Annotated in this window: 15 protein-coding genes, 1 tRNA gene and 1 pseudogene; 10 read left to right on the top strand and 7 right to left on the bottom strand. The window is 55.8% G+C overall.

Annotated features, from left to right (window positions below; genetic code table 11):
* Positions 1-10: 10 nt before the first annotated feature.
* From LQZ21_RS08015 to LQZ21_RS08000, 4 genes and pseudogenes are all read right to left on the bottom strand, one after another.
* Positions 11-181 (bottom strand): annotated as a pseudogene (locus LQZ21_RS08015) (integrase core domain-containing protein); the annotation flags it as partial.
* 58 nt (positions 182-239) lie between these two features.
* Positions 240-470: a hypothetical protein gene (locus LQZ21_RS08010; protein ID WP_411043760.1), complete on the bottom strand. Its 231-nt coding sequence runs from the start codon at positions 468-470 to the stop codon at positions 240-242.
* Positions 471-473: 3 nt separating this feature from the next.
* Positions 474-1,829, bottom strand: a complete 1,356-nt coding sequence (locus LQZ21_RS08005) for a tyrosine-type recombinase/integrase (RefSeq protein WP_411043759.1) — start codon at positions 1,827-1,829, stop codon at positions 474-476.
* 126 nt (positions 1,830-1,955) lie between these two features.
* A tRNA-Leu gene (locus LQZ21_RS08000) sits at positions 1,956-2,038 on the bottom strand.
* A 651-nt stretch (positions 2,039-2,689) separates the two neighbouring features.
* Between LQZ21_RS08000 and LQZ21_RS07995 the strand changes: the two genes are divergently transcribed.
* From LQZ21_RS07995 to LQZ21_RS07960, 8 genes are all read left to right on the top strand, one after another.
* A complete protein-coding gene (locus tag LQZ21_RS07995; RefSeq protein ID WP_411043758.1) occupies positions 2,690-3,565 on the top strand; it encodes a substrate-binding domain-containing protein in 876 nt (291 codons plus the stop codon).
* A gap of 60 nt (positions 3,566-3,625) precedes the next feature.
* The gene (pstC, locus tag LQZ21_RS07990; RefSeq protein ID WP_411043757.1) at positions 3,626-4,471 is read left to right on the top strand and encodes a phosphate ABC transporter permease subunit PstC; all 846 of its coding nucleotides are present in this window, start codon (positions 3,626-3,628) and stop codon (positions 4,469-4,471) included.
* Positions 4,468-5,307 (top strand): phosphate ABC transporter permease PstA, encoded by an 840-nt coding sequence (gene pstA / locus LQZ21_RS07985; protein ID WP_411043756.1) that lies wholly within the window; start codon positions 4,468-4,470, stop codon positions 5,305-5,307. The genes pstC and pstA overlap by 4 nt, the downstream gene beginning before the upstream one ends.
* Before the next feature lie 10 nt (positions 5,308-5,317).
* The gene (gene pstB / locus LQZ21_RS07980; RefSeq protein WP_411043755.1) at positions 5,318-6,070 is read left to right on the top strand and encodes a phosphate ABC transporter ATP-binding protein PstB; all 753 of its coding nucleotides are present in this window, start codon (positions 5,318-5,320) and stop codon (positions 6,068-6,070) included.
* 81 nt (positions 6,071-6,151) lie between these two features.
* On the top strand, positions 6,152-6,799 hold the full coding sequence (gene phoU, locus LQZ21_RS07975) for a phosphate signaling complex protein PhoU (protein ID WP_411043754.1): 648 nt from the start codon (positions 6,152-6,154) through the stop codon (positions 6,797-6,799).
* Between the two features lie 22 nt (positions 6,800-6,821).
* A complete protein-coding gene (locus LQZ21_RS07970; RefSeq protein ID WP_411043753.1) occupies positions 6,822-7,511 on the top strand; it encodes a response regulator transcription factor in 690 nt (229 codons plus the stop codon).
* Between the two features lie 24 nt (positions 7,512-7,535).
* A complete protein-coding gene (locus LQZ21_RS07965) occupies positions 7,536-8,909 on the top strand; it encodes a sensor histidine kinase (protein ID WP_411043752.1) in 1,374 nt (457 codons plus the stop codon).
* Between the two features lie 109 nt (positions 8,910-9,018).
* Positions 9,019-9,333 carry a hypothetical protein gene (locus LQZ21_RS07960; protein WP_411043751.1) on the top strand — a complete coding sequence of 105 codons (315 nt, stop codon included), beginning with the start codon at positions 9,019-9,021 and terminating at the stop codon, positions 9,331-9,333.
* A 238-nt stretch (positions 9,334-9,571) separates the two neighbouring features.
* Here the strand turns inward: LQZ21_RS07960 and LQZ21_RS07955 are convergent, their stop codons facing one another.
* The 3 genes from LQZ21_RS07955 to LQZ21_RS07945 are packed head-to-tail and all read right to left on the bottom strand — an operon-like array spanning position 9,572 to position 15,172.
* Positions 9,572-11,845, bottom strand: coding sequence for a DNA translocase FtsK (locus LQZ21_RS07955; protein ID WP_411043750.1), 2,274 nt, complete (start codon positions 11,843-11,845; stop codon positions 9,572-9,574).
* A 50-nt stretch (positions 11,846-11,895) separates the two neighbouring features.
* Positions 11,896-14,229 (bottom strand): flagellar assembly lytic transglycosylase, encoded by a 2,334-nt coding sequence (locus LQZ21_RS07950; RefSeq protein ID WP_411043749.1) that lies wholly within the window; start codon positions 14,227-14,229, stop codon positions 11,896-11,898.
* Entirely contained in the window at positions 14,153-15,172 is a 1,020-nt protein-coding gene (locus LQZ21_RS07945; protein WP_411043748.1) for a LysM peptidoglycan-binding domain-containing protein, read from the bottom strand. The genes LQZ21_RS07950 and LQZ21_RS07945 overlap by 77 nt, the downstream gene beginning before the upstream one ends.
* A gap of 309 nt (positions 15,173-15,481) precedes the next feature.
* Here LQZ21_RS07945 and LQZ21_RS07940 point away from each other — a divergent pair, with 309 nt between their 5' ends.
* Entirely contained in the window at positions 15,482-18,394 is a 2,913-nt protein-coding gene (locus LQZ21_RS07940) for an autotransporter outer membrane beta-barrel domain-containing protein (RefSeq protein WP_411043747.1), read from the top strand.
* 25 nt (positions 18,395-18,419) lie between these two features.
* Positions 18,420-20,837: a hypothetical protein gene (locus LQZ21_RS07935; protein ID WP_411043746.1), complete on the top strand. Its 2,418-nt coding sequence runs from the start codon at positions 18,420-18,422 to the stop codon at positions 20,835-20,837.
* Positions 20,838-20,850: the final 13 nt, after the last annotated feature.

The following is a 20,850-nucleotide window of genomic DNA, read 5'->3' as shown; positions in this document are numbered from 1 at the left end:
GTAGACACCATTAAGCGACTCTCCCTGAGTTAACCATATCAGGCGCCATATAGTCAAGTGCCGAATGAAGCCGAACCCGATTGTAATAGGCTTCGATGTACATGAACACTGATTGCCTCACCTCTCCCGCCGTATGTTTGCCGTCCAGCGTTTCCAACTCCCGTTTCAGCGTTTTGAAAAAGGTCGCCGCATAGTGTTACAAAATAATCGTCAATGCAAATACCACGTGGTATTTCCTCCTAAAAGCTATTCCGATTCACCGCGTCTCGAAGAGCTGCCAGGGCGGCAGACAGGGACCCGGCCCATGCCGATATTTCCCTGCTTACGTTCCAAGCCCCGGCACTGGCATTCGCTCTTTCAATAAGCCGGTCCAGCAAATCCAGAACATCCGAGCGGTTCCCTATATGGGGTTCCGTGATGATATAGTCCGAGGGCTTCCCTGTCCAGGAGGGGTCATGTTTTTTACCCATAAGTTATGCCCCCTTTTGTTCCGGGAACCTCAAAATTCCCCCGAATACTTCACGCCCAACATTGCTCACTTCCTTGATGTTATCTTCGGTAATGTGATCGGCGTATTGGTCAAAAACCACACGGCTCTTGTGTCCGGTAATGCGGGTTAGTTGCTCTGCGGTCATCCGGTCACTCATCCGCGCCGCCCAATAATGCCGCCAACTGTGGAATACAATATTTCGTGCCTTCCAGTCAATCTTTTCCTGTTCCCGGCCTTCTTGTTCAAACTTCTCATTGAGTTTTTCAATTGCATCATGCAGACCGTCAAGAATCAAATCATCCTGACATGGTCGATCATTTGTTAGACTATAAAAAATATACGCGCCCTTTCCATGAAGCGTTTCCGCTTCATCAGCCAGTGTCAACAGTTCTGCCCGTATTTCGGGGTATAATGGGGCTTGCCGTTCATCACCGTTCTTTGGCGTTTTAAGCCCGTCCAGACGGCTAAAAGAATGACGGATATACAGGCTTTGCTCCCCGATATCCTCACGCCGCAGCGCCAGGATCTCACCGGCCCTCATCCCGGTTGTAGCCGCTACCTTGTTTGCCAAATAGGCCCGCTTTTCCGCCCATTCAAGATTGAATACGGCCTCGGCTTCTTTTTCGGTTAGGATTCCCCGCTTGGCGGGTTTCCCGCTAAACCGGGCAATACCCTTGCAGGGGTCCAACGGAATATACCCTTCCTGGGCCGCATACGAAAGCGCGGAAGTACCCAATACCATGATCCCGTTTATGGTTGACGGACTACGTCCGGTATCTGAAAGGCTCAGGCTAAATGCTTTTATATCCTGCCGGGTGATACTATTAAGCGTTCTATCCTTGAAAAACGGTTCCCAATAGTTTATCACCCGGCCATAATTTAACTTACAGTGATGCCGCCCAATACTATGCCCATGGGCAAGTTTATCCCGAACATAGGGACTTTTTCCATAATCCCAGAATTCCTTGAGGTAATCGATAAATTTGACATTTCCCTTTCCGGTGGCAACTACCGGAATATCAATCAAACCTTTGGCCTTGAGCGCCGCCACAATGGCAAAAGCGTCATCCTTTTCCAAGACGGCCTTTTTGATGGCCGAAAGAATCCCGGACCGGTCAGCGACAACGCCTATGGGTTTAAGTTTGGCGCTTCCCGCTTCGGCCGGATATCCCGGCTGCTTAACCACGGGTAACCCGTCTTTAAGCCAGTCGGCCACAACCAGCAGGGCTTCGTCCCGTGTCCGTTTGCCGGTACTCCGCGCATTGAGCTTGACCCCTTGGGGTGTCAAAAGCTCCGCGTAGAATATCCCGCTCCGTTGATGTAAATAAAACCTCCGCATAATCCCATCCTTCGGGAAAAGGCTTTCTCATACCTTTTCTCATAGTGATTTGATTGATACGCAGGTTTTTCCTGTAGCATTCGCTTTTGTAAAACCCTAATTCCTTATACCATAAAGAATTATCTATACCGGCGAAGAGACTTGAACTCTTACATCCTCGCGGACAGTAGATTTTGAGTCTACCGTGTCTACCATTCCACCACGCCGGCAAATGCACGCCGCAAGGCGTGTAGATGAATAAGTGTAGCACGCGTCGGCGCTCAATACAAGCCACTATCCCCAATAATAGGAGGCGAGCTTAAGCTCGCCGTCTGCGCCGCGCCGGCAAATGCACGCCGCAAGGCGTGTAGATGAATAAGTGTAACACGCGTCGGCGCTCAATACAAGCCACCGCCCCCCACAACGGGAGGCGAGCTTAAGCTCGCCGTCTGCGCCGCGCCGGCTCAAGCGCCGCGACAAGCGGCATTAATCCCCTAACTATAGCATGTGTCGGCGCTCAATACAAGCCACGGTCCCCCATAATCAGCAATTCTCAGTTTCAACAGAGGGCAAAAAAACCACGAACCACACAAACCTCACGAACAAAAGAGAGAATTCAGGTGTTAATTCCAGGATATCGAATCAAAAGTTCGTGGCTAATTATTCCCCCTGTTCGTGGTGTTCGAGTGGTTCATGGTTAATCTTCTTCAATACTATATTTCTATGCGTTAGCTCGCCGTCTACGCCGCGCCGCCCGCCAAATAAGCGATAGGGACTGCATTTTACCTAAATTTTACAATGCCCAGATCTAGTTTTTACCTCCCCCTGGTATGTTTTTAGTGGTTGAGAGAATCAACCGCAATCTTTGTTCGGAGGAAAATATGAAAATTACGGGTTTATTGATGTTAGGTCTTGTGTTGCTGCCGGGTTTTGTCTTTGCCGGGGGAAAGACCCAGGGCGGAACCGGAAGCACGGAAACGATCCCCACCGAAATTACCGTTATCAGCCGGGAAGACGGTTCCGGGACCAGGGGGGCGTTTATCGAGCTTTTTAAGATCGAGGAACGGGACAGCGCCGGCAAACGGGTGGATAAGACCACCAAAGAAGCGGTGATCTCCAACCGTACCGATATTATGCTTTCCGCGGTGGCGGGAAACCCCGCGGCCATCGGTTATGTGTCCCTGGGCTCCCTGAATACCACGGTTAAGGCCCTGAACATAGACGGAACTGCCGCATCCATCCCCAATGTGGAAAGCGGCAGCTACAAGATCATCCGGCCCTTTAATATTGCCGTTAAGGGAAGCGCCGGCGCCGCGACCCAGGATTTTATCGCCTTTATTTTAAGCCGGGAAGGCCAGGCGGTAGTTGCCAAGGGCTATATCCCGGTGGCGGCCAATGCCCCGGCATATACCGGTTCCTCCTCGGGGAGGGTGGTTTTAGCCGGATCTTCTTCGGTTACCCCGGTGATGGAACAACTCCGGGAGGCCTATCTGACCCGCAACCCCAACGCGGTCATTGAGATCCAGATGAGCGATTCCTCCACCGGTATTAAAGCGGCCGTGGACGGTACCTGTGATATCGGTATGGCTTCCCGGGAACTTTCGGACACGGAAAAGGCCCAGCTTACCCCCACGAAGATCGCCATCGACGGGATCGCGGTGATCGTCAACCCCGGCAATCCCCTGAACGGCCTCAGCTCTGCCCAGGTAAAACAGGTTTTTACCGGGGAAATCACCTCGTGGGAGGGGCTTAAATAAATAAACCGCAAAAAACCCGGACACGTAAGTCCGGGTAACCATGGGATAAAGGACAAGGGTATGGACAAAGACGGGATCATGCAGAAGGTCTTTCAGGGGACGGCAATATTTTCCGTGCTGATTCTCTTTCTGATTTGTGTTTATTTTTTCGCCGGCGGGCTCCCCGCGGTGGGGAAAATAGGCTTTTTCCCCCTGATTTTGGGGAAGGAGTGGTCCCCCTCGGACGTACCCCCCCAATTCGGGATACTCCCCATGATCCTGGGGAGTATCTATGTCACCATCGGGGCCATGATCTTTGGGATCCCGGTGGGAATTTTCTCGGCGGTTTTCCTGGCCAAGTATTGCCCGGCCCGGTTGTACCGGCTGCTGAAACCCGCCACGGACCTCCTCGCGGGGATCCCCTCGGTGGTGTACGGGTTTTTCGGCCTCATCGTGCTGGTTCCCCTGGTCAGGAACCTCTTCGGCGGGACCGGGATGAGCCTCCTCACCGCCGCGGTCATCCTGGGGATCATGATCCTCCCCACGATTATCGGGGTCAGCGAGGCGGCCATCCGGGCCGTACCGGATACGTATTATGAAAACGCCCGGGCCCTGGGGGCCAGCCAGGAACGGAGCCTCTTTTTTGTGGTCTTCCCCGCGGCCGGCCGGGGGATCGGCGCGGGGATCATCCTGGGTATAGGCCGGGCCATCGGAGAAACCATGGCGGTGATCATGGTGGCGGGAAATCAGGCCCGGATCCCCCAGGGGATTTTAAAAGGGGTCAGAACCCTCACCTCCAACATCGTGATTGAAATGGGTTATGCCTCGGATCTGCACCGGGGGGCCCTGTTCGCCACCGCCCTGGTACTTTTTGTTTTGGTTCTGCTCCTCAACATAACCGTGGTTTTTTATAAGGGGGAACTATGAAGTCCCGGATGTGGAAACAACAGGACCCCCTCTCCCTGGTTCTGCGGGTTTTGGTGGTGGGCTTCGCCACCCTCACCTTTGCCATCCTCCTCCTGATTATAGGATATATCCTTTTCCGGGGCATTCCCCATTTGAAAGGTTCCCTGTGGTCGCCGGTTTACACCACCAAAAACGTATCCCTCCTTCCGGCCCTGATCAACACCATCCTGATAACGGTCCTGTCCCTGGTGATCGCCGTCCCCCTGGGGATAGCCACGGCGATTTACCTGGCGGAATACGCCAAATCCGGCAGCCGTCTGGTTCGGATAGTCCGGGCCGCCGCCCAGACCTTGGCGGGGTTTCCCTCGATTGTCTACGGTCTTTTCGGCCTTCTGTTTTTTGTGACCTCCCTGGGCTGGGGCTATTCCCTGCTCTCCGGGGCCTTTACCCTGGCGATCATGATCCTGCCCCTGATCATCCGGACCAGCGAGGAGGCCCTTCACTCGGTTCCCCTGACCTACCGGGAGGGAAGTTTTGCCCTGGGAGCGGGAAAACTCAGTACCGTCTTTTTGATCGTCCTCCCCTCGGCGGGACCGGGGATCCTCGCCGGGGTGATCCTGGGCATCGGGAGGATCCTGGGGGAGACCGCCGCCCTGATCTACACCGCCGGCACCGTGCCCCAGATACCCCGGAACCTGCTCTCCTCGGGCCGGACCCTGGCGGTCCATTTGTACGCCCTCTCCAGCGAGGGACTCTATACCAGCGAGGCTAACGCCACGGCGGTGGTACTCCTGGCCCTGACCGCGGGGATAAACTGGTTTTCCGCGGTACTGGCCCGGCGGGTCACCCGGATTTAAGGACAGCAACATGGTAAAGATAAAAACCGAAACCCTGGATGTGTTTTTCGGCGGTTTTAAGGCCCTGCATGGGATAACTATGGATTTCCTCGATAAGGAGATCACCGCCCTCATCGGTCCTTCGGGCTGCGGAAAATCCACCCTCCTTAAAACCCTGAACCGGATGAACGATCTGGTAGAGGATTTTCGGATTTCGGGTAGGGTCAGTCTGGACGATGGGGACATATACGAACCGGGGGTGGATGTGGACAGCCTGCGGCGGCGGGTGGGTATGGTTTTCCAAAAACCCAATCCCTTTCCCATGAGTATCTACCAGAATATCGCCTTTGGCCCCCGGACCCAGGGGATCCGGGAAAAGGGAAAACTGGACGAAATCGTGGAAGGGGCCCTGCGGTCCGCGTCCCTGTGGGAGGAGGTAAAGGACCGGCTAAAGAAGAGCGCCCTGGCCCTTTCCGGGGGCCAACAGCAGCGGCTCTGTATCGCCCGGGCTTTGGCGGTGAACCCGGAGCTTATCCTGATGGATGAACCCACCTCGGCCCTGGACCCTATTTCCACCCTCAAGATCGAAGATCTTATGGCGGAACTAAAGGCACAATACACCATCATTATCGTTACCCATAATATGCAGCAGGCCGCCCGTATATCGGACCGGACCGCCTTTTTGCTTTTGGGAGACCTGGTGGAATACGACAAAACGGAGAGGGTGTTTTCCCAGCCCCAGGACCGGCGTACCGAGGATTATGTGACCGGAAGGTTCGGGTAAGAAACCCGGCCTTTTCCAAAGCCTTTCCCGAACCCGGCCGGATTTTGGGAGAGGCATCTATATCATAGAGGAGTTTGGCAGATGCGGAAGGAATTTTTACTCCAACTGAAAAAAATCGATGACCTGGTTCTAAAAATGGGGACCCGGATTGAAGAAACCTTTGCCCTGGCCCGGGAAGCCCTGCTTAACGGGGATAAGGCAACGGCGGAGGAAGTGGTGTCCCGGGATGTGGAGTTATGCCAGATGGAACGGGACATCGAGATCCTCTGTATGCATCTGCTCCTCACCCAACAGCCGGTGGCCCGGGACCTGCACCTGGTGGTGGGGGCCCTGAAGATGATCACTGATCTGGGCCGTATCGGGGCCCAGATAGTGGATCTGGCCAAATACGCCATAATTTTAAAAAAGCCCCGGATTAAGCTAAAAAAACTGGACCACATGATGGATCAGACCGGGGCTATGCTCAACCGCAGTATCAAGGCCTTTGTGGAAAAAGACGAATTGGCGGCCAATTCGGTGATTGACAACGATGAGCAGGTGGATAAATACTTTATCAAAATCCGGGAACACCTGGCGGAACAGGTTGAAAAGTCGCCGGCCCTGGCCCCCGAATCCTTAAGCTGGCTTATGGTGATCAAATACCTGGAACGGATCGCCGATCATGCCTGTAATGTGGCGGAATGGACTTTTTTTGCGGTCACCGGCCGTCACCGAGAGCGCCCGGATTGAGGATAGTCTTGTACGGAGGGATATGGAAAAGGCCCTGATTTACGTGGTGGAAGACGACCCGGATATACGGGATTTGGAGCTCTATTCCCTGAGCGGAGCGGCCTTTGAGGCCCGGGGTTTTGCTTCGGGCGCCGAATTCCGGCAGGCCCTGAGAAATACCCCGCCCCGGCTGGTGATCCTGGACCTCATGCTCCCCGACGAGGACGGTCTTTCCATCCTGAAACGGCTCCGTTCCCAACCCCAAACCGCTTCGATCCCGGTGATCCTGGTGACCGCCAAAACCACGGAGATGGACAAGGTGAAGGGTCTGGATCTGGGGGCGGATGATTATGTGGTCAAGCCCTTTGGGATCATGGAGCTGCTATCCCGGGTACGGGCGGTACTCCGCCGGGCCGACGGCGGCGGCAAGACCGCGGCGCGGACCTTTAAATCCATCACCGTGGATGAGGAAAAATGGCTGGTCACTGTGGACGGGGAAAAGCGGGAACTTACCTACAAAGAATTTGAGCTCCTTAAAAAGCTGATCTCCTACCCCGATGTGGTTTTTACCCGGGAACGGCTGATCAACGAGGTATGGGGCTTTGATTATATCGGAGAGACCCGGACTGTGGACATCCATATCCGTACCCTGCGGAAAAAGCTCGGTCCCGCGGGAAGGTATATTCTGACGGTCCGCCATGTGGGGTATAAAATAGGGGAGAGCGAAAATTGAATCGAGGTGTTCCGTAATCGTACTATGAAACGTAAAATTTACCGGTACCTTTGCCTGATCAGTATGTTTGTCCTGGGGATAACGGCCCTGGCAAGCCTCTTCTTTTTTTACCGTATCCTTCTGGAGCAGGTCCGGCATGACCTCCGCGCCGAGGCCCGGCTCCTCTGCCGGCTGGACCTTTCCAGCATTGCCCTCCTCCCGGCGGAAACGGGGGTAAGCCGGGTCACCCTGGTGGACCCGACGGGAGCGGTACTCCTGGACACCCAGGCGGAACAGGAGGCCATGGAAAACCATGGGGACCGGCGGGAGATCCGGGCCGCCCTGGCCTCCGGTGAGGGCTGGGCCCTGCGGCGTTCCGGTACCCTGGGGAGGGTGATGGTGTATTACGCCCTCCGCCAGGACGACGGGAGGGTTCTGCGCCTTTCCCGGCGGATCGATACCCTCTGGATGATCCTGCTCCGGGCCCTGCCCCTGTTCGCCATCCTCTATGGCGGGCTTTTTATCGGCTGCCGGGCGGCTGCTTCGGTCCTGACCCGGCGGATCATCCTCCCCATGGGGCAGCTGGTGGACCGGCTGGATTCGGTGGACCTGATCCCCCCCTACCCGGAACTGGCCCCCTTTATCTCCGCCCTGGCGGAAAAAAACCAGGGGCTCCAGGACCAGATGGCCCAGCTGCAGCGGCAAAAAGCCGAAATGGAACAACTCACCGCGGACATGGAAAAGGCCGGGAATATACGCCGGGAATTCACCGCCAACGTGTCCCACGAACTCAAAACCCCCCTGACCACTATCCGGGGTTACGCGGAACTTATTGCCAACGGCATGGCCGGAGAGGGCAAGGAGCGGGAATTCGCCGGCAAGATCGAACGGGAATCCCTGCGGCTCCTCTCGTTGATCACGGATATCCTGAAACTTTCGGAATTGGAGAATTTCCTCGTTCCCCCGGAGGAGGAAAATTGCAGCCTTTGGGAGATCGCCGCCGAATGTATTGAAAGCCTTACCCCCCTGGCAAAAGAAAAAAACCTCCATTTTGAGCTGACCGGGGAGGACGCCATAGTCAGGGGCGACCGGGGGCTCCTGGAACAGTTGGTCCGTAACCTCTGTGACAACGGGGTGCGGTATAACCGGGAGGGGGGCAGCGTCCGGGTAAGCATAACGGCCGAGTCCGGGGTCCCGTCGGTGACCGTCGCGGATACGGGGATCGGGATCCCCCCGGAACATCAGAACCGTATCTTCGAGCGCTTTTACCGGGTGGACAAAAGCCGGTCCAAGGCCTCGGGGGGTACGGGCCTGGGCTTGGCCATTGTCAAACACATCGCGGAAAAATACCGCGCCGAAATTACCGTCACCAGCGTGGTGGGGGAAGGAACCGCCATAACGGTGACGTTTCCTTCATAAATTCTCTCCTTTGTTCGTGAGGTTCGGGTGGTTCGTGGTTTTTTCTGTCCTTTATTGAAACTGAGAATAGTTGTATTGGGAAAGGGTGGCATTGAAAATTCCCGAGGGGATGACTAAACTGATACAGGAGGTGATCACGGTCTTGTTGGAGCGCTTGGATATACCGCCGGAGGAGATAGGGGCGGTAACGGAGCAGGTGGTAAAGAAGGAGTATCGGACGATGTTTGACACATTGGTAGAGAGTGTATTAGCGGAAAAACGGATGGCCCGGGAGGAAGGGCGAGAGAAGGGACGCGAGGAAGAGCGGGTGGAGGCCTATCAGGAAAAGCTGGAATCCGCCCGAATGCTCAAGGGGTACGGTGTTCCCATTGAGGTTATTGCCAAGAGCCTCCATCTGACCCCGGAAACGGTAGCTGCTCTCTAACCGTTTGCCGCGCTGAATTTGTTGGGAAAGCCGCGCTTTGCGCGCAAGGTGTATGCGGCCAAAGGGCCTTATACACCTCTAAGTAACTCTCTCGGTTTTGATCCTTGGGCGGCGCCGCAGGACGGCTAAAGCCGTCCTGCCCGTTGTTGGGTGCTGTGGCATTATTGGGCGCCACGCCGCGCTGAATTTGTTGGAGGAGCCACGCTGTCGCGCGCAAGGTGTATGCGGCCAAAGGGCCTTATACGCCTCTAAGTAATTCTCGCGGCTTCGACCCCTGGGCGGCGCCTACGACTCCCCGGCGTTCCATCTCCTCTACCAGCCGGGCGGCACGGTTGTAGCCTATCTTGAGGCGGCGCTGGATATAGCTGGCGCTGGCTTTGCCTTGCTGCACCACCACTTCCAGGGCCTTGTCGTAGAGGGGGTCGTCGCCCTCGGAAAAGAGGGAGGGGGCGGCCTCGTCGTCTTCGTCGTAGAAAATTTCGTCGTCGATATAGTCCGGGGCCCCCAGGGTCTTCACAAACTCCACCACCCGTTCCACCTCCTCTTCGGAGACAAAGGCCCCCTGGATGCGGACGGGGAAGGGGTCCACCACCCCGGCATAGAGCATGTCCCCCTTGCCCAGGAGCTTTTCCGCGCCCACCAGGTCGATGATGATCCGGCTGTCCATCTTGCTGGCCACCATAAAGGCGATCCGGCTGGGAATATTGGCCTTGATAAGGCCGGTGATCACGTCGATGGAGGGCCGCTGGGTGGCCAGGACCAGGTGGATCCCCACGGCCCGGCTCATGGCCGCCAGGCGCGCCACGGTGGATTCCAGTTCCTTGCCGGTGGTGGCCATAAGGTCGGCGAATTCATCGATCACCACCACGATATAGGGCAGGTGTTCCGCGGCGATACCCCGTTCCTTGATCCGTTTATTGTAACTGCGGATGTCCCGGACCCCCATGGAGTCCAGGCAGGCGTAACGCCGCTCCATCTCGTAGATACAGTACTGCAGGGCCTGGAAGGCCCGTTTCGGCTCGGTGATCACCGGGGTCAATAAATGGGGAATATCGTTGTAGAGTTTGAGTTCCACGATTTTGGGATCGATCAGGATCAGCCGGCATTCCGCGGGGGCCCGCTGGTATAATATCGAGAGGATCATGGAGTTGACGCAGACCGACTTGCCCGATCCGGTGGAACCGGCGATGAGGAGGTGGGGCATCTGGACCAGGTCCACGGTTTGGGCCTCCCCGGTGATGTCCTTCCCCAGAACCACGGGGATCTCGGGCTTCTTGCCCTCCCGCCGCAGCTCTCCCTCGATGATCTCCCGAAAGGAGACGATGTTCCGTTTTTTGTTGGGGACTTCGATCCCCACGGCATGTTTCCCCGGGATGGGGGCCACGATCCGCACCGAAGAAGCGGCCAGGCGCAGGGCGATATTGTCCTGGAGGTTCACGATCCGGGAGAGTTTGACCCCCGGCGCGGGGAGGATCTCGAACATGGTGATCACCGGCCCCTTGCGGATCCCTGTTACCTCCGCCTGGATCTTGAATTCCTCCAGGGTTTCCTTGAGGGTTATCGCGGCGTCCCGGGTTCCCTGATCGATGATCCAGTACTGGCCGTCGGGGTATTGGTTGAGGATCCCTTCCACTGGGACCTGGTAGGGCAGCCGTTTGTTTAGTTTCCCTATTTTTGTTTCCCTTCTGCCGTTGAGGTTTTCTTTCGGCTCGGCCTCTTCCACCCAGGCGCCTTTGCCGTAGGGGCTTACTTCCTCCGGAGCCTCATCGTCCACATATTCCGGTTCATCCTCCGCCTCATCGGGAAAAATTTCGTTCACCGGTTCTAAGGGCTGGAAGTCCTCAAAAAAATCAGGTTCCTCAATATATGCGTCGAATTTTTTTACCTCGTCCTTGACCAGATGCCGGGTTTCCATACCGTACCGGGGTGCTGAATCGGAGAATCCCAACAGTTTATCCGTCTGAGGAGGGCTTTGGGTTTGGCCGCTTCCTTCTGTAAGGAAAGCCGCTTCGCTATAACCAGCATTGATAGTCCCCTTGGGCGGGGGAAGCAAACCCTGGGTAGATCCGGCCCGGCCTGTCCTGGCCGCGGGGCGCTGATCCGGTACCGGCAGGGGAAACAACAGGGAAACCAGGGCCATAATAATCAAACCTTCAATAAAGGTTAAGCTAATGACCAGAAAGCAGAAACCGGTTTTGCCCAGGGACGCAAGAAAGGGGATCCGGTCCGCATAATCCACAAAATCCCGGATAAAGGCAAAGCCCAGGGCCAGGGTGAAGAAGGGGAAAACCCCGGCATTCAGGATGAAGATCCGGTTGGGGCGGTACCGGGGATCTGCCAGAAGCAGGGCGGCCCCCAAGAGGTATAAGGGGATACCGAAGGACAGGAACCCGTAGGCGTCGGTTAAAAAATCCACCGGCAGCGCGGGGACCTCTGCTAGGTTAAAAAAGGAAACCGCAACGGAAAAGCCCAACCACAGGGAGAATACCCCTAAGCCCAAAGCGCCCGCCATCGCAGCGAGACGAAATTTATAATCAGGGCGGGAAAAAAATGTTTTCAAAATCACGGGACCGGAACCTCCTTTATAAATATATCGGCAACTACCGCCTCCATCGTCATACCATAATACAGATATCCGTATACCGCCGCCGAGGACAGGACCTTTCTGCCGTAATCCCGGGTCTCGCTTACTTCAATGGTTTCGGGAAAGAGGTCCCCCGGCAGCTCCGGTAGGGCGGTCCGCCAGCGGGAGAGGCGGCCCATACCCCCGTTGTAGGCCAAAAGGGCCAGCATGGGACTCTCCATGCGGTCCATGAGGTACCGTAAATACCGGGTCCCCAGGGGAATGTTGATCTCCGGGTTCCGGAGGTCGATTTCCCCCTGATCCCGGTAGTCGGGGCCCCCTTCCCGGCGGATCCGGCCGGCCATCTCCTCCGCGGTGGCGGCCATCAGCTGGGTCAGCCCTATGGCCCCGGCCCGGGAACCGATGTCGGGAATAAAGGCGCTTTCCGTCCGGATAAGGCCGTATAAAATTTCCGGGGGCAACCGCTCCTTCCGGGCGCTCCCCTCGATCAGGCCGATAAAGGGCCGGGGATAGGCCAATTCCAAGTCCCGGCGGCTTAACCTATAATCTTCCCGGGCCATATAGTGGGCGCTTATCCTGATGGAATCCCCCCAGCGCCCGGCCTTGGCAAAGGTTTCGGCCAGAAACCGCAATTCCCCTATAGGGAGATCCCCCATCACCGGCGCAAGATACGAAAAAGCATAGGATGCGGCGCCATAGGTAAAAAAGCCCAGGAAAAAATCCATCCCCTCCCCGGAGGGAGTCCGGGTCCCGCCGGAAATTTCTTCTGGTATGGGGGGGATCTCTTCCCCCAAATACACGGCGGCCAGGGCCCGGTAATAAAAGGGCGCCTTTTTCTCTTCCAGGACTATCCTGAAATAAGGCCGGGCCGCCGCGGTTTTATAATCCGATCCGAGGGGAGCGCCGGAAAAGTCCGGCAGATTCCCGGCTTTTGCGGCGGGTATATAGCCTTCCAGGACCGCCCGGCCGATAATATAGGCGTATTTAGCCCGGCTTATCCCATCGGTCCCCGGGCGGATCAGGGGGAAAACCGCTAAAAATGAATCCCATTGCCCGGATAGTATCAGTTCCCGGGCGAGCTGGTCCAGCAGGTCGGTAAAATACTCATCCTCGTGCCATAGGGTGATATAGGTCTTGAGGAGGGGTATCACCGCGCCGGGATCATCCTCCAGGGTTATCTCAAGGATATACCAGATGCAGGCGTCCCGCTGGAGAGGGTCGGGGGCAAAAGAAAGGGCCCGGGTAAAAAACCGCACCGCTTCCCCGTACTGTTCCCGCTGCCGCAGGATCCTCCCCCCGTAATACCACAGCCTGAACCGGATGTTCCCGGCCTCCGCCGTGGTAAGCCCTTCCCCGCCGGAACGGATCCGCTCGTCCCATTCCGAAAAAAGTTTTATCCCCTCCTCCCCGGCGGCGGTATATTGAAAGGCCTTGCCCAAATCCGCGAGGAGTTCGGGGTAGGCAAAAAAGAGGCTTTGCCCCTCCAGGGGGATTCTGAAGTGTTTAAGCCCTTCGTCATAGGCAAAACGGGCTACGGAAAACCGGCCGGCTATTGCGGCGGCTTCGGAACTTGAAAAAGGGGAGGGGAGTTTCCGTATTTCCCGAAAAGCCCAGTGGTGGGGGCCTTCCAGGGGGCCGGAAAGGAAGAAATCCAGGAGCTCCGGGGAACGGTTTTCCCCGGCCCGGATCGACCCCAGGAGGAAAAGGGCCCTGCCCCAGGGGGAGGGATCGTTCCGGTCCCGGTACTGTTCCGACAACTCGTCAAACCTGCCCAGGGTATAGAGGACCCCGCCGTAGAGTTCCTCCACACCGGGGGTCCCGGCCAAGGAGGCCCGCCTTTTTTGCAGCCCCGGCAAGAACCGTTCCGCTAAACCGGTGTCTTCCCCTTCCAGCACCAGGGGGAGGAGTTTGACCGCCGCTTCCTCCTGTATTTTGCGGGAGGGACTTTCCAGGGCAGCGCCAAAGAGGAGCGCCGGAAGACGGGGGAGGCCGGGGTTATCCGCGGTCCCGGCTTCCGGGGATTGGGCCAAAAGCCCTGCGTAAAACACGGCCGAGGGGTGGATCCGCCGTAATTCTTCTATCCGCCGGGGATCGGCGTTAAGGATAAACGCTATGTCCCCCTGCCTGAGCCGCTCGGCGGCCTCCTCCAGGGGCAGATCCAATACGGAAATTGCCCTGCAGGCGCCAAGGTTGACGATGAAAACAAAAAGGGAGACGAGAAGCGGGACCCGCTTCCTAATTCCTGGGCGGAATACGGATCGTGGTTCCCGATATGATACGGTTTGGATTACGGATATTATTAAACCGGGCAATACGGGAATAAAGCCAAGGATTACGATAAAAAGCCTCCGAAATTTCCCACAGGGTATCTCCCCATTGTATTTTGTACGGAAACCCTCCCTGGGGGATGGTCGTTGGCACCTTGTACCGGCTGACCGGCGCGCCGGCCCGCTCCCGGGAACGGGCCGGCGCCACGGGTTTCGCCGCCGCCGGCGCCTCAATGACCGGCGGTTCCGCCGGGGGGACCGGGGCTTGGGCCGTTTCCACCGGGGATTCTGCCGGAGCCGGCGGGGCCGCTGCCGGTGGCGAGGCAGCCACTACCGGTGGGGGCGCTACTGGTGGCGGAGCCACCACCGGCGGGGGCGCTACCGGTGGTTTTGGAGCCGGGGCTTCCGCCACGGGTTTCCCGGAACCGGGAAACAACCTGCTCAGCAATGCCCCCTGGGTAAGGAAAAGCCATATACCCAACCAGAGGATAATAAACACCACCCCGCCGATAATCAACAGGAGGGGCAAACGGCGGTTAATATCTTTATCGGCAGGCTTCTCCTGTTTATATAGCTCGGTGGGGGGAGAGTCATAGGATTCCAGCTCAAAATCGGGAATCGTGATATCCCCGCCGTCTTCCTCAAGCGAAGCAAGGGAAATATTCAAGTGGTAATATTCGCCTTGACCGTGCCCATGGGCATCCAGATCCACCGCATTGGCGATAATTTCCCCTGCGGCGTTGGAACTGATGGTCAGCTCCACCGAAGGAGCCCCCTTGGGCTTGGGGCTGATCTGCTCAATTACCAAACTCCCGATATACAACGCATCGGCCATGGTCTTGGTGACACTTTTATACAGATCTATCTGGACACTTTTTTGTGCATCATGAACCGTGGTAAGGATAAGCCGTTTTTTTGTAGAAGACTTCTCTTCCAAAATAGGATAGAATTCTCCGTTCGCGATCTTAATACCAATAGTTGATGCCATTGGACATGCTCCTCTTACTAATTTAGAGAAGCTTAGGCCTTTTGTCAATCTGATTTTGTTTAGAACAGAGATTTAGTGGTTTCATATTTCTTGACATATTCGTAAAATTACAATAAGATACATTTTGTCAAGTTGCCTCAAAAGAGCAGACTGAATTTCGAAAGATATTCCACCAATTTAAACAAGAAAATCAAACGGATTTTGGGTGAGTAGGCCGAAATCCGGGGAGTTTTTTTGTCAAAAGGGGTGATTCATGGGGCAAATCCAGGAGTCAGGGGAGTTTTCCCTGGCCGATAAAGGAGATATAGGATGAAAGGGTTTAAGGTTTTAATGGTTCTCTGCGGCGCGGCGCTGGTGATAGCGGGATGCGCCATTCCCATGGGTGATGACTTCTTGATAACCCGGGAGGGAAAAACCAGTCTTATCTATATAATTGACTATAACCTGCAAACCTATGTTCCCATTCCGTCCCGGGGCCAGCCGCCGGTAACCGGGGTAAATCGAGGGGACCTGGATCTGAGCGTGGTATGGAAAGACCAAAGCGGTAATGCGTTACCGGGCCTAACGGTTTTTGCGGATAATACGGTGTATCAGGCGGAGATAAAGCTTACCCCAAAAGAGGGGTACGGCTTTAGTCCCTCCAATTCCTTTGAGTATCATCCCGGAAAGATAACGGCCCAAAGCGATGACCGGGGGGAACCCACCCGGAGGGTAACGGTTACCTATAATAACTCCGATGAGGCGGAGATCACCTATATTACCGACTATAATCTACAGAGTTATGTTCCCATTCCCATGGCCGATGAAAAGCCGGTCCGGAGCGTCACACACCGGGGGGACGTGGGGGTCGAGGTGACCTGGGAAGTGGAAAATCCGTTGAATTCCGGTAACTTTAACCCCATACCTGCCGGGGACAGCTATACCTTTGTGGCAGGGGCGGTGTACCGGGCAGGGATAAAGTTGACCGCGAACCCCGGTTACCGCTTTAGGGAAATGGATTTTGACTATCCGGCGGGTACGGTAAGTACCCCACCGGGGCCCGATACGGACCCCGATGCGCGGGACTTACGCGTGGAATATAAGGCGGCTGAGGCGCCCACGGTGATAAGCGAGCTCAATCTGACCCCCTATATCCCCAAACCGGCAAGCGGGGGGACAGCGGTTACTTCCTTTGGGGGAGCCCAGTATACGGGAACGGTGACTTGGAAAAATACCGCGACCCAGGCGGTTCTGGTGGGTCCTTTTCAAGCCGGTACGGAATACACGGCGGAAGTAAGCCTGACAGCCGCTATAGGGTATACCTTTGCGGGGGTAGGGCAGGATGCGTTTATTTATACGGGGGCTAAAACCGTAACCAACCCGGCCCATAGCGGGACGGTAAGTCTCGGGTTTTCGGCGACGGGAAACGTCAGTGTGGTGACGGTATCCGAAACCGATTTAACCGGCCGCATACCTAAACCGGCATACGGAGTAACCCCGGTTACGTCCTTTGCCGGGGGCCAGTATACGGGAACGGTGGTCTGGAAAAAAACCAATACCCCGGCTATGTTGATCGGTCCCTTTCAACGGGATACGGCGTATACGGCGGTGCTTACCTTGCGGGCGGTTCCCGGCTTTACCTTTACGGGGATAGGGCAAAATGTATTTACCCACCGGGGCGCCGCGGGAGCGGTAACCAACCCGGCAGGCAGCGGCACGGTAACGATTGACTTTCCCCCGGACACCATCCCCGGCTACACGGCAGATACCTTTGGGCCGGTTGGTGTAGAGGGGAGCGCCCTCAAACTGATGATGGAAAGAAGACACGATAGCTTGCCCTTGACCATAGAGCTTCCCGCCGGTACCGAGGAACTTAAATCCAATAGCGCCATCCTTGTAGGGGATATTACCAGTCCTACCAATGTTACTATTGACGGCTGCCACCGGGTCTTGGAGATTAAGACTCCCGGTACGCTTCTTACGGTGAGTAATGGCGTTACGCTGACTTTAAAGAACATTACCCTGCAGGGTATAAGCGGTAATAATGCCCCGCTGGTTACGGTATTGTATGGAGGAAAACTGATCCTGGATGATGGGGTGACTCTTACCGGCAATGAAACCACCAAAAAGGCCGGCGGGGTATGGATCAACGGCGGGGAACTTGTCATGAACGCCGGGGCGGCAATCAAAAAAATGAGTGCCGATAGCTATGATAGCCATGGTGGTGGGGTGCTTGTCGATACTGATGGAAAATTCACCATGAACGGCGGGATCATCGGCGGGGTAAATTCCGCGAATACCGCTTCCGGCGGCGGCGACGGCGTGCATGTTGCGGGGGGGGTATTCGATATGTATGGGGGAACCATACAATCCAATGAGACTTCTGGCGACTGGTGCGGCGGCGGAGTAAATGCCGGTGGGATCTTCAATATGTATGGCGGAACCATAAGAGGAAATAAGGCAATCGGGTACAGCTCCGGCGGCGGGGTATCTGTCAGCGGCGGACAATTCACCATGAATGGTGACGCGGTCATAGAGGACAATGAGGCACAGGGTAGATATACCGGCGGCGGGGTATATAATGGGGCTGGTTATACCGCTTCATTCACCATGAACGGCGGAACCATAAGGGGCAATACGGCAGAGGGTTTCGAGTCTGCCGGCGGCGTGCATGCTAGTTTTTCGTTCACCATGAACGGCGGAACCATAAAGGGCAATACGGCAGAGGGTTCCGGCTCCGCCGGCGGTGTCTCCATCGACAGTGGAGCCTTTTACATGAACGGCGGGGCCATCGGCGGAAAAGAGGACGGCGATGCCAATAGAGCATCCGGCGCCAACGGTGTGTTTGACCGCAGTTTCTTTAGTATGTCCGGGGGGACCATAGAGGGGAATACCGCCGATGATACCAATAATTATGGGGTGTATATTAAAGGCGGCTCCCCTTTCACGATGTCAGAGCTGGCAAGGGTAGCTCAAGATAATGTGGTGTTTTTGGAACCCGGTGCGACGATTACCATTGATAATACCCTGAGGAAACCTTCACCGGTGGCAACTATCATTGCGGGAGGCAGTCCCAGTTCCGGGACAACGCGCCTGTTGCGGGCAAGTTCCCGCACTCTTATCGAGGAAAATTGCAATAAATTCCATTACGGAGCCGCTCTCGGGTATATTGATAACACCGCTGTACAGGGTACGGGTACGGATATGAATACCTGGTATGGGGTCTATAAGGAGGAGGAGTAAGGAGATGAAAGGGGTTAAGGTTTTGATGGCTTTGTGTGGCGTGGCGCTGGTGACCGCGGGATGTGCCCTTCCCCTAGGGGAGGATTATATCATAACCAGGGACGGAAGCGCCGATATAACCTATATAACCGACTACAACCTCCTGGGGTATGTTCCTATTCCCAAAACCGGGGAACGGCCGGTAATACATGTCGACAACCGCGGGGACCTGGAGCTTACGGTAGTCTGGAAAGACAATACCGGTGCGGCAGTACCCGTGCCTTTTGATACCTTCCTTGGAAATATGGTATATCAGGCGGAAATAAGCCTTACCGTCAAACCGGGCTACGGTTTTTATCCTGCCACCCTCTTTGCCTATCCCCCGGGCAAGATAAGCAGCCAGACCGGCGACTTTGGGGATCCCACCCGGACCGTTACGGTTACCTATAATAATTCCGACGACGCGGATATCACCTTTATCACCGACTACAACCTGCAGAGTTATGTCCCCATTCCCATGGCCGGGGAGAAACCGGTACGGACCATCAATAACCGGGGGGACATGACGGTGGAGGTGGACTGGGAAGATCCGGTGAATTCCGGTAGTTTTATACCAGCCGGTAACTATACCTTTGATATAGAGACCGTATACCGATCGAAGATCCGGCTGAAGGCAAATTCCGGTTACCGCTTTATTGCCGCGAGGAACTTTGAATATCCGGCAGGTACGGTAACCGAACAGCCGGTTTCCAATAGCGATCCCGATGAGCGGAACCTTACCTGGGTGACCTATATAGAGACCAAGACCCCTATAGTAATAACCGACTACAACCTGACCCCCTATATACCAAAACCAATAAGCGGGGTAACCCCGGTTTGGTCCTTTGCCGGTCCCCAGTACACCGGAACCGTGCAATGGAAAAATATGGAGACCCCGGCTGCCCTTACCGGTCCCTTTCAATCGGGCGTGGCATATACGGCGGAGGTAACCTTGACCCCTGCTATGGGGTATACCTTTACCAGGGCAGGGCAGGATACATTTGTCCATACGGGCGCTAAAACCGTAACCAATCCGGCGGGCAATGGTAGCGTAACTATCGATTTTTCGGTAACCGCAAGTGCGGGAAACCCCACCATAGTATATGACACTGTTCTGACCGACCGTCTGCCCAAACCGATAATCGGAGGGACGCCGGTTCTGGGTATTGCCGGCGCCCAGTACACCGGAAGGGTGGTGTGGATGCCGCCGCATAGTACCTTTCAATCGGGTACGGTTTATAAGGCGGTAGTTACCTTGAACGCCGCTCCGGGCTATACCTTTACCGGGATAGGACAAAACGTATTTTTCCATGACACCGCCTCGGGAATCGTTACCAACCCGGCGGGCAGCGGCACGGTAACAATTAACTTTCCCCCGGCCGCTTCCGCTACCTACCTGGTAATTAGGTCATTCGGCCCGGTTGATGACAAGGACAGCGCCTTATGGTTGATGCGGGAAAGAAGATTCGATACCGACCCCTTAACCATTGACCTTCCCGGTGATTTTACCGAACCGGTTATACCCAATAGCGTTGTCCTTACCGCGGCCGATAACAGCCCCACTCGGGTTCTTATCAACGGCCATAACCGGACCCTGACGGTGGGGGACCAAGGTACGCTTCTGTCGGTGGGCGGCGGCGTTACCCTGACCTTGCAGAATATTACCCTGCAAGGTTATAACGCCAACAATGCCCCGCTGGTTACGGTAGCGTCCGGGGGGAAGCTGATCCTCGGGGCCGGCACGACGCTTACCGGTAATCAAACTACCGCCGATGCCGGCGGGGTATTGGTCTACAGCGGCGGGGAACTTGTCCTGAATAATGGGGGAGTAATCGAAAAAATGAGTGCCCAATGGGGCGGCGGCGTAGTGGTCAAAAGAAGCGGGAAATTCACGATGAACGGTGGGACCATAAAACAAAATACGGCACAGGGGAACGATTCCGGCGGCGGGGTGTATACCATCGGGACCTTCCTGATGACTGGCGGAATTATCGGAGGGGGAGACGGCGATGCCAATAGAACAGCCCAAGGGGGCAATGGTGTATGTGTATATAGCTACGGTTCGTTGGCCATGTCCGGGGGAACCATAACGGGAAATATCACAGATACCAACGACTATGGCGTATGTGTTTACCGAGATGACGCCTATCCATTGTTCTCGATGTCGGGATCGGCGATGGTGACGCAAGAAAACAAGGTGTTTTTGAGCAATGCGGTGGGGATTACGATTGCTGGTCCCTTGAGTTCTTCCGATCTGGTGGCAAACCTTACAAAGGGAGAAGTAATTTACGGCTGGGATATCTTGATATCGGCAGATTCTCAATCCCTGATCGAGGAGTACCGGAAGTTCCGTTATAACGGCAGTACCGACCATTTTACTGAACCCGATGCGGGGATCTGGTCCATATATTATAAGCCGTATTAAAAATCGGCCGCAG

It is taken from the genome of Treponema sp. TIM-1, from assembly GCF_046533115.1.
In the GTDB taxonomy this organism is placed as follows: Bacteria; Spirochaetota; Spirochaetia; order Treponematales; family Breznakiellaceae; genus JAIRMO01.
This window is presented reverse-complemented; position numbering and strand designations above follow the sequence as displayed.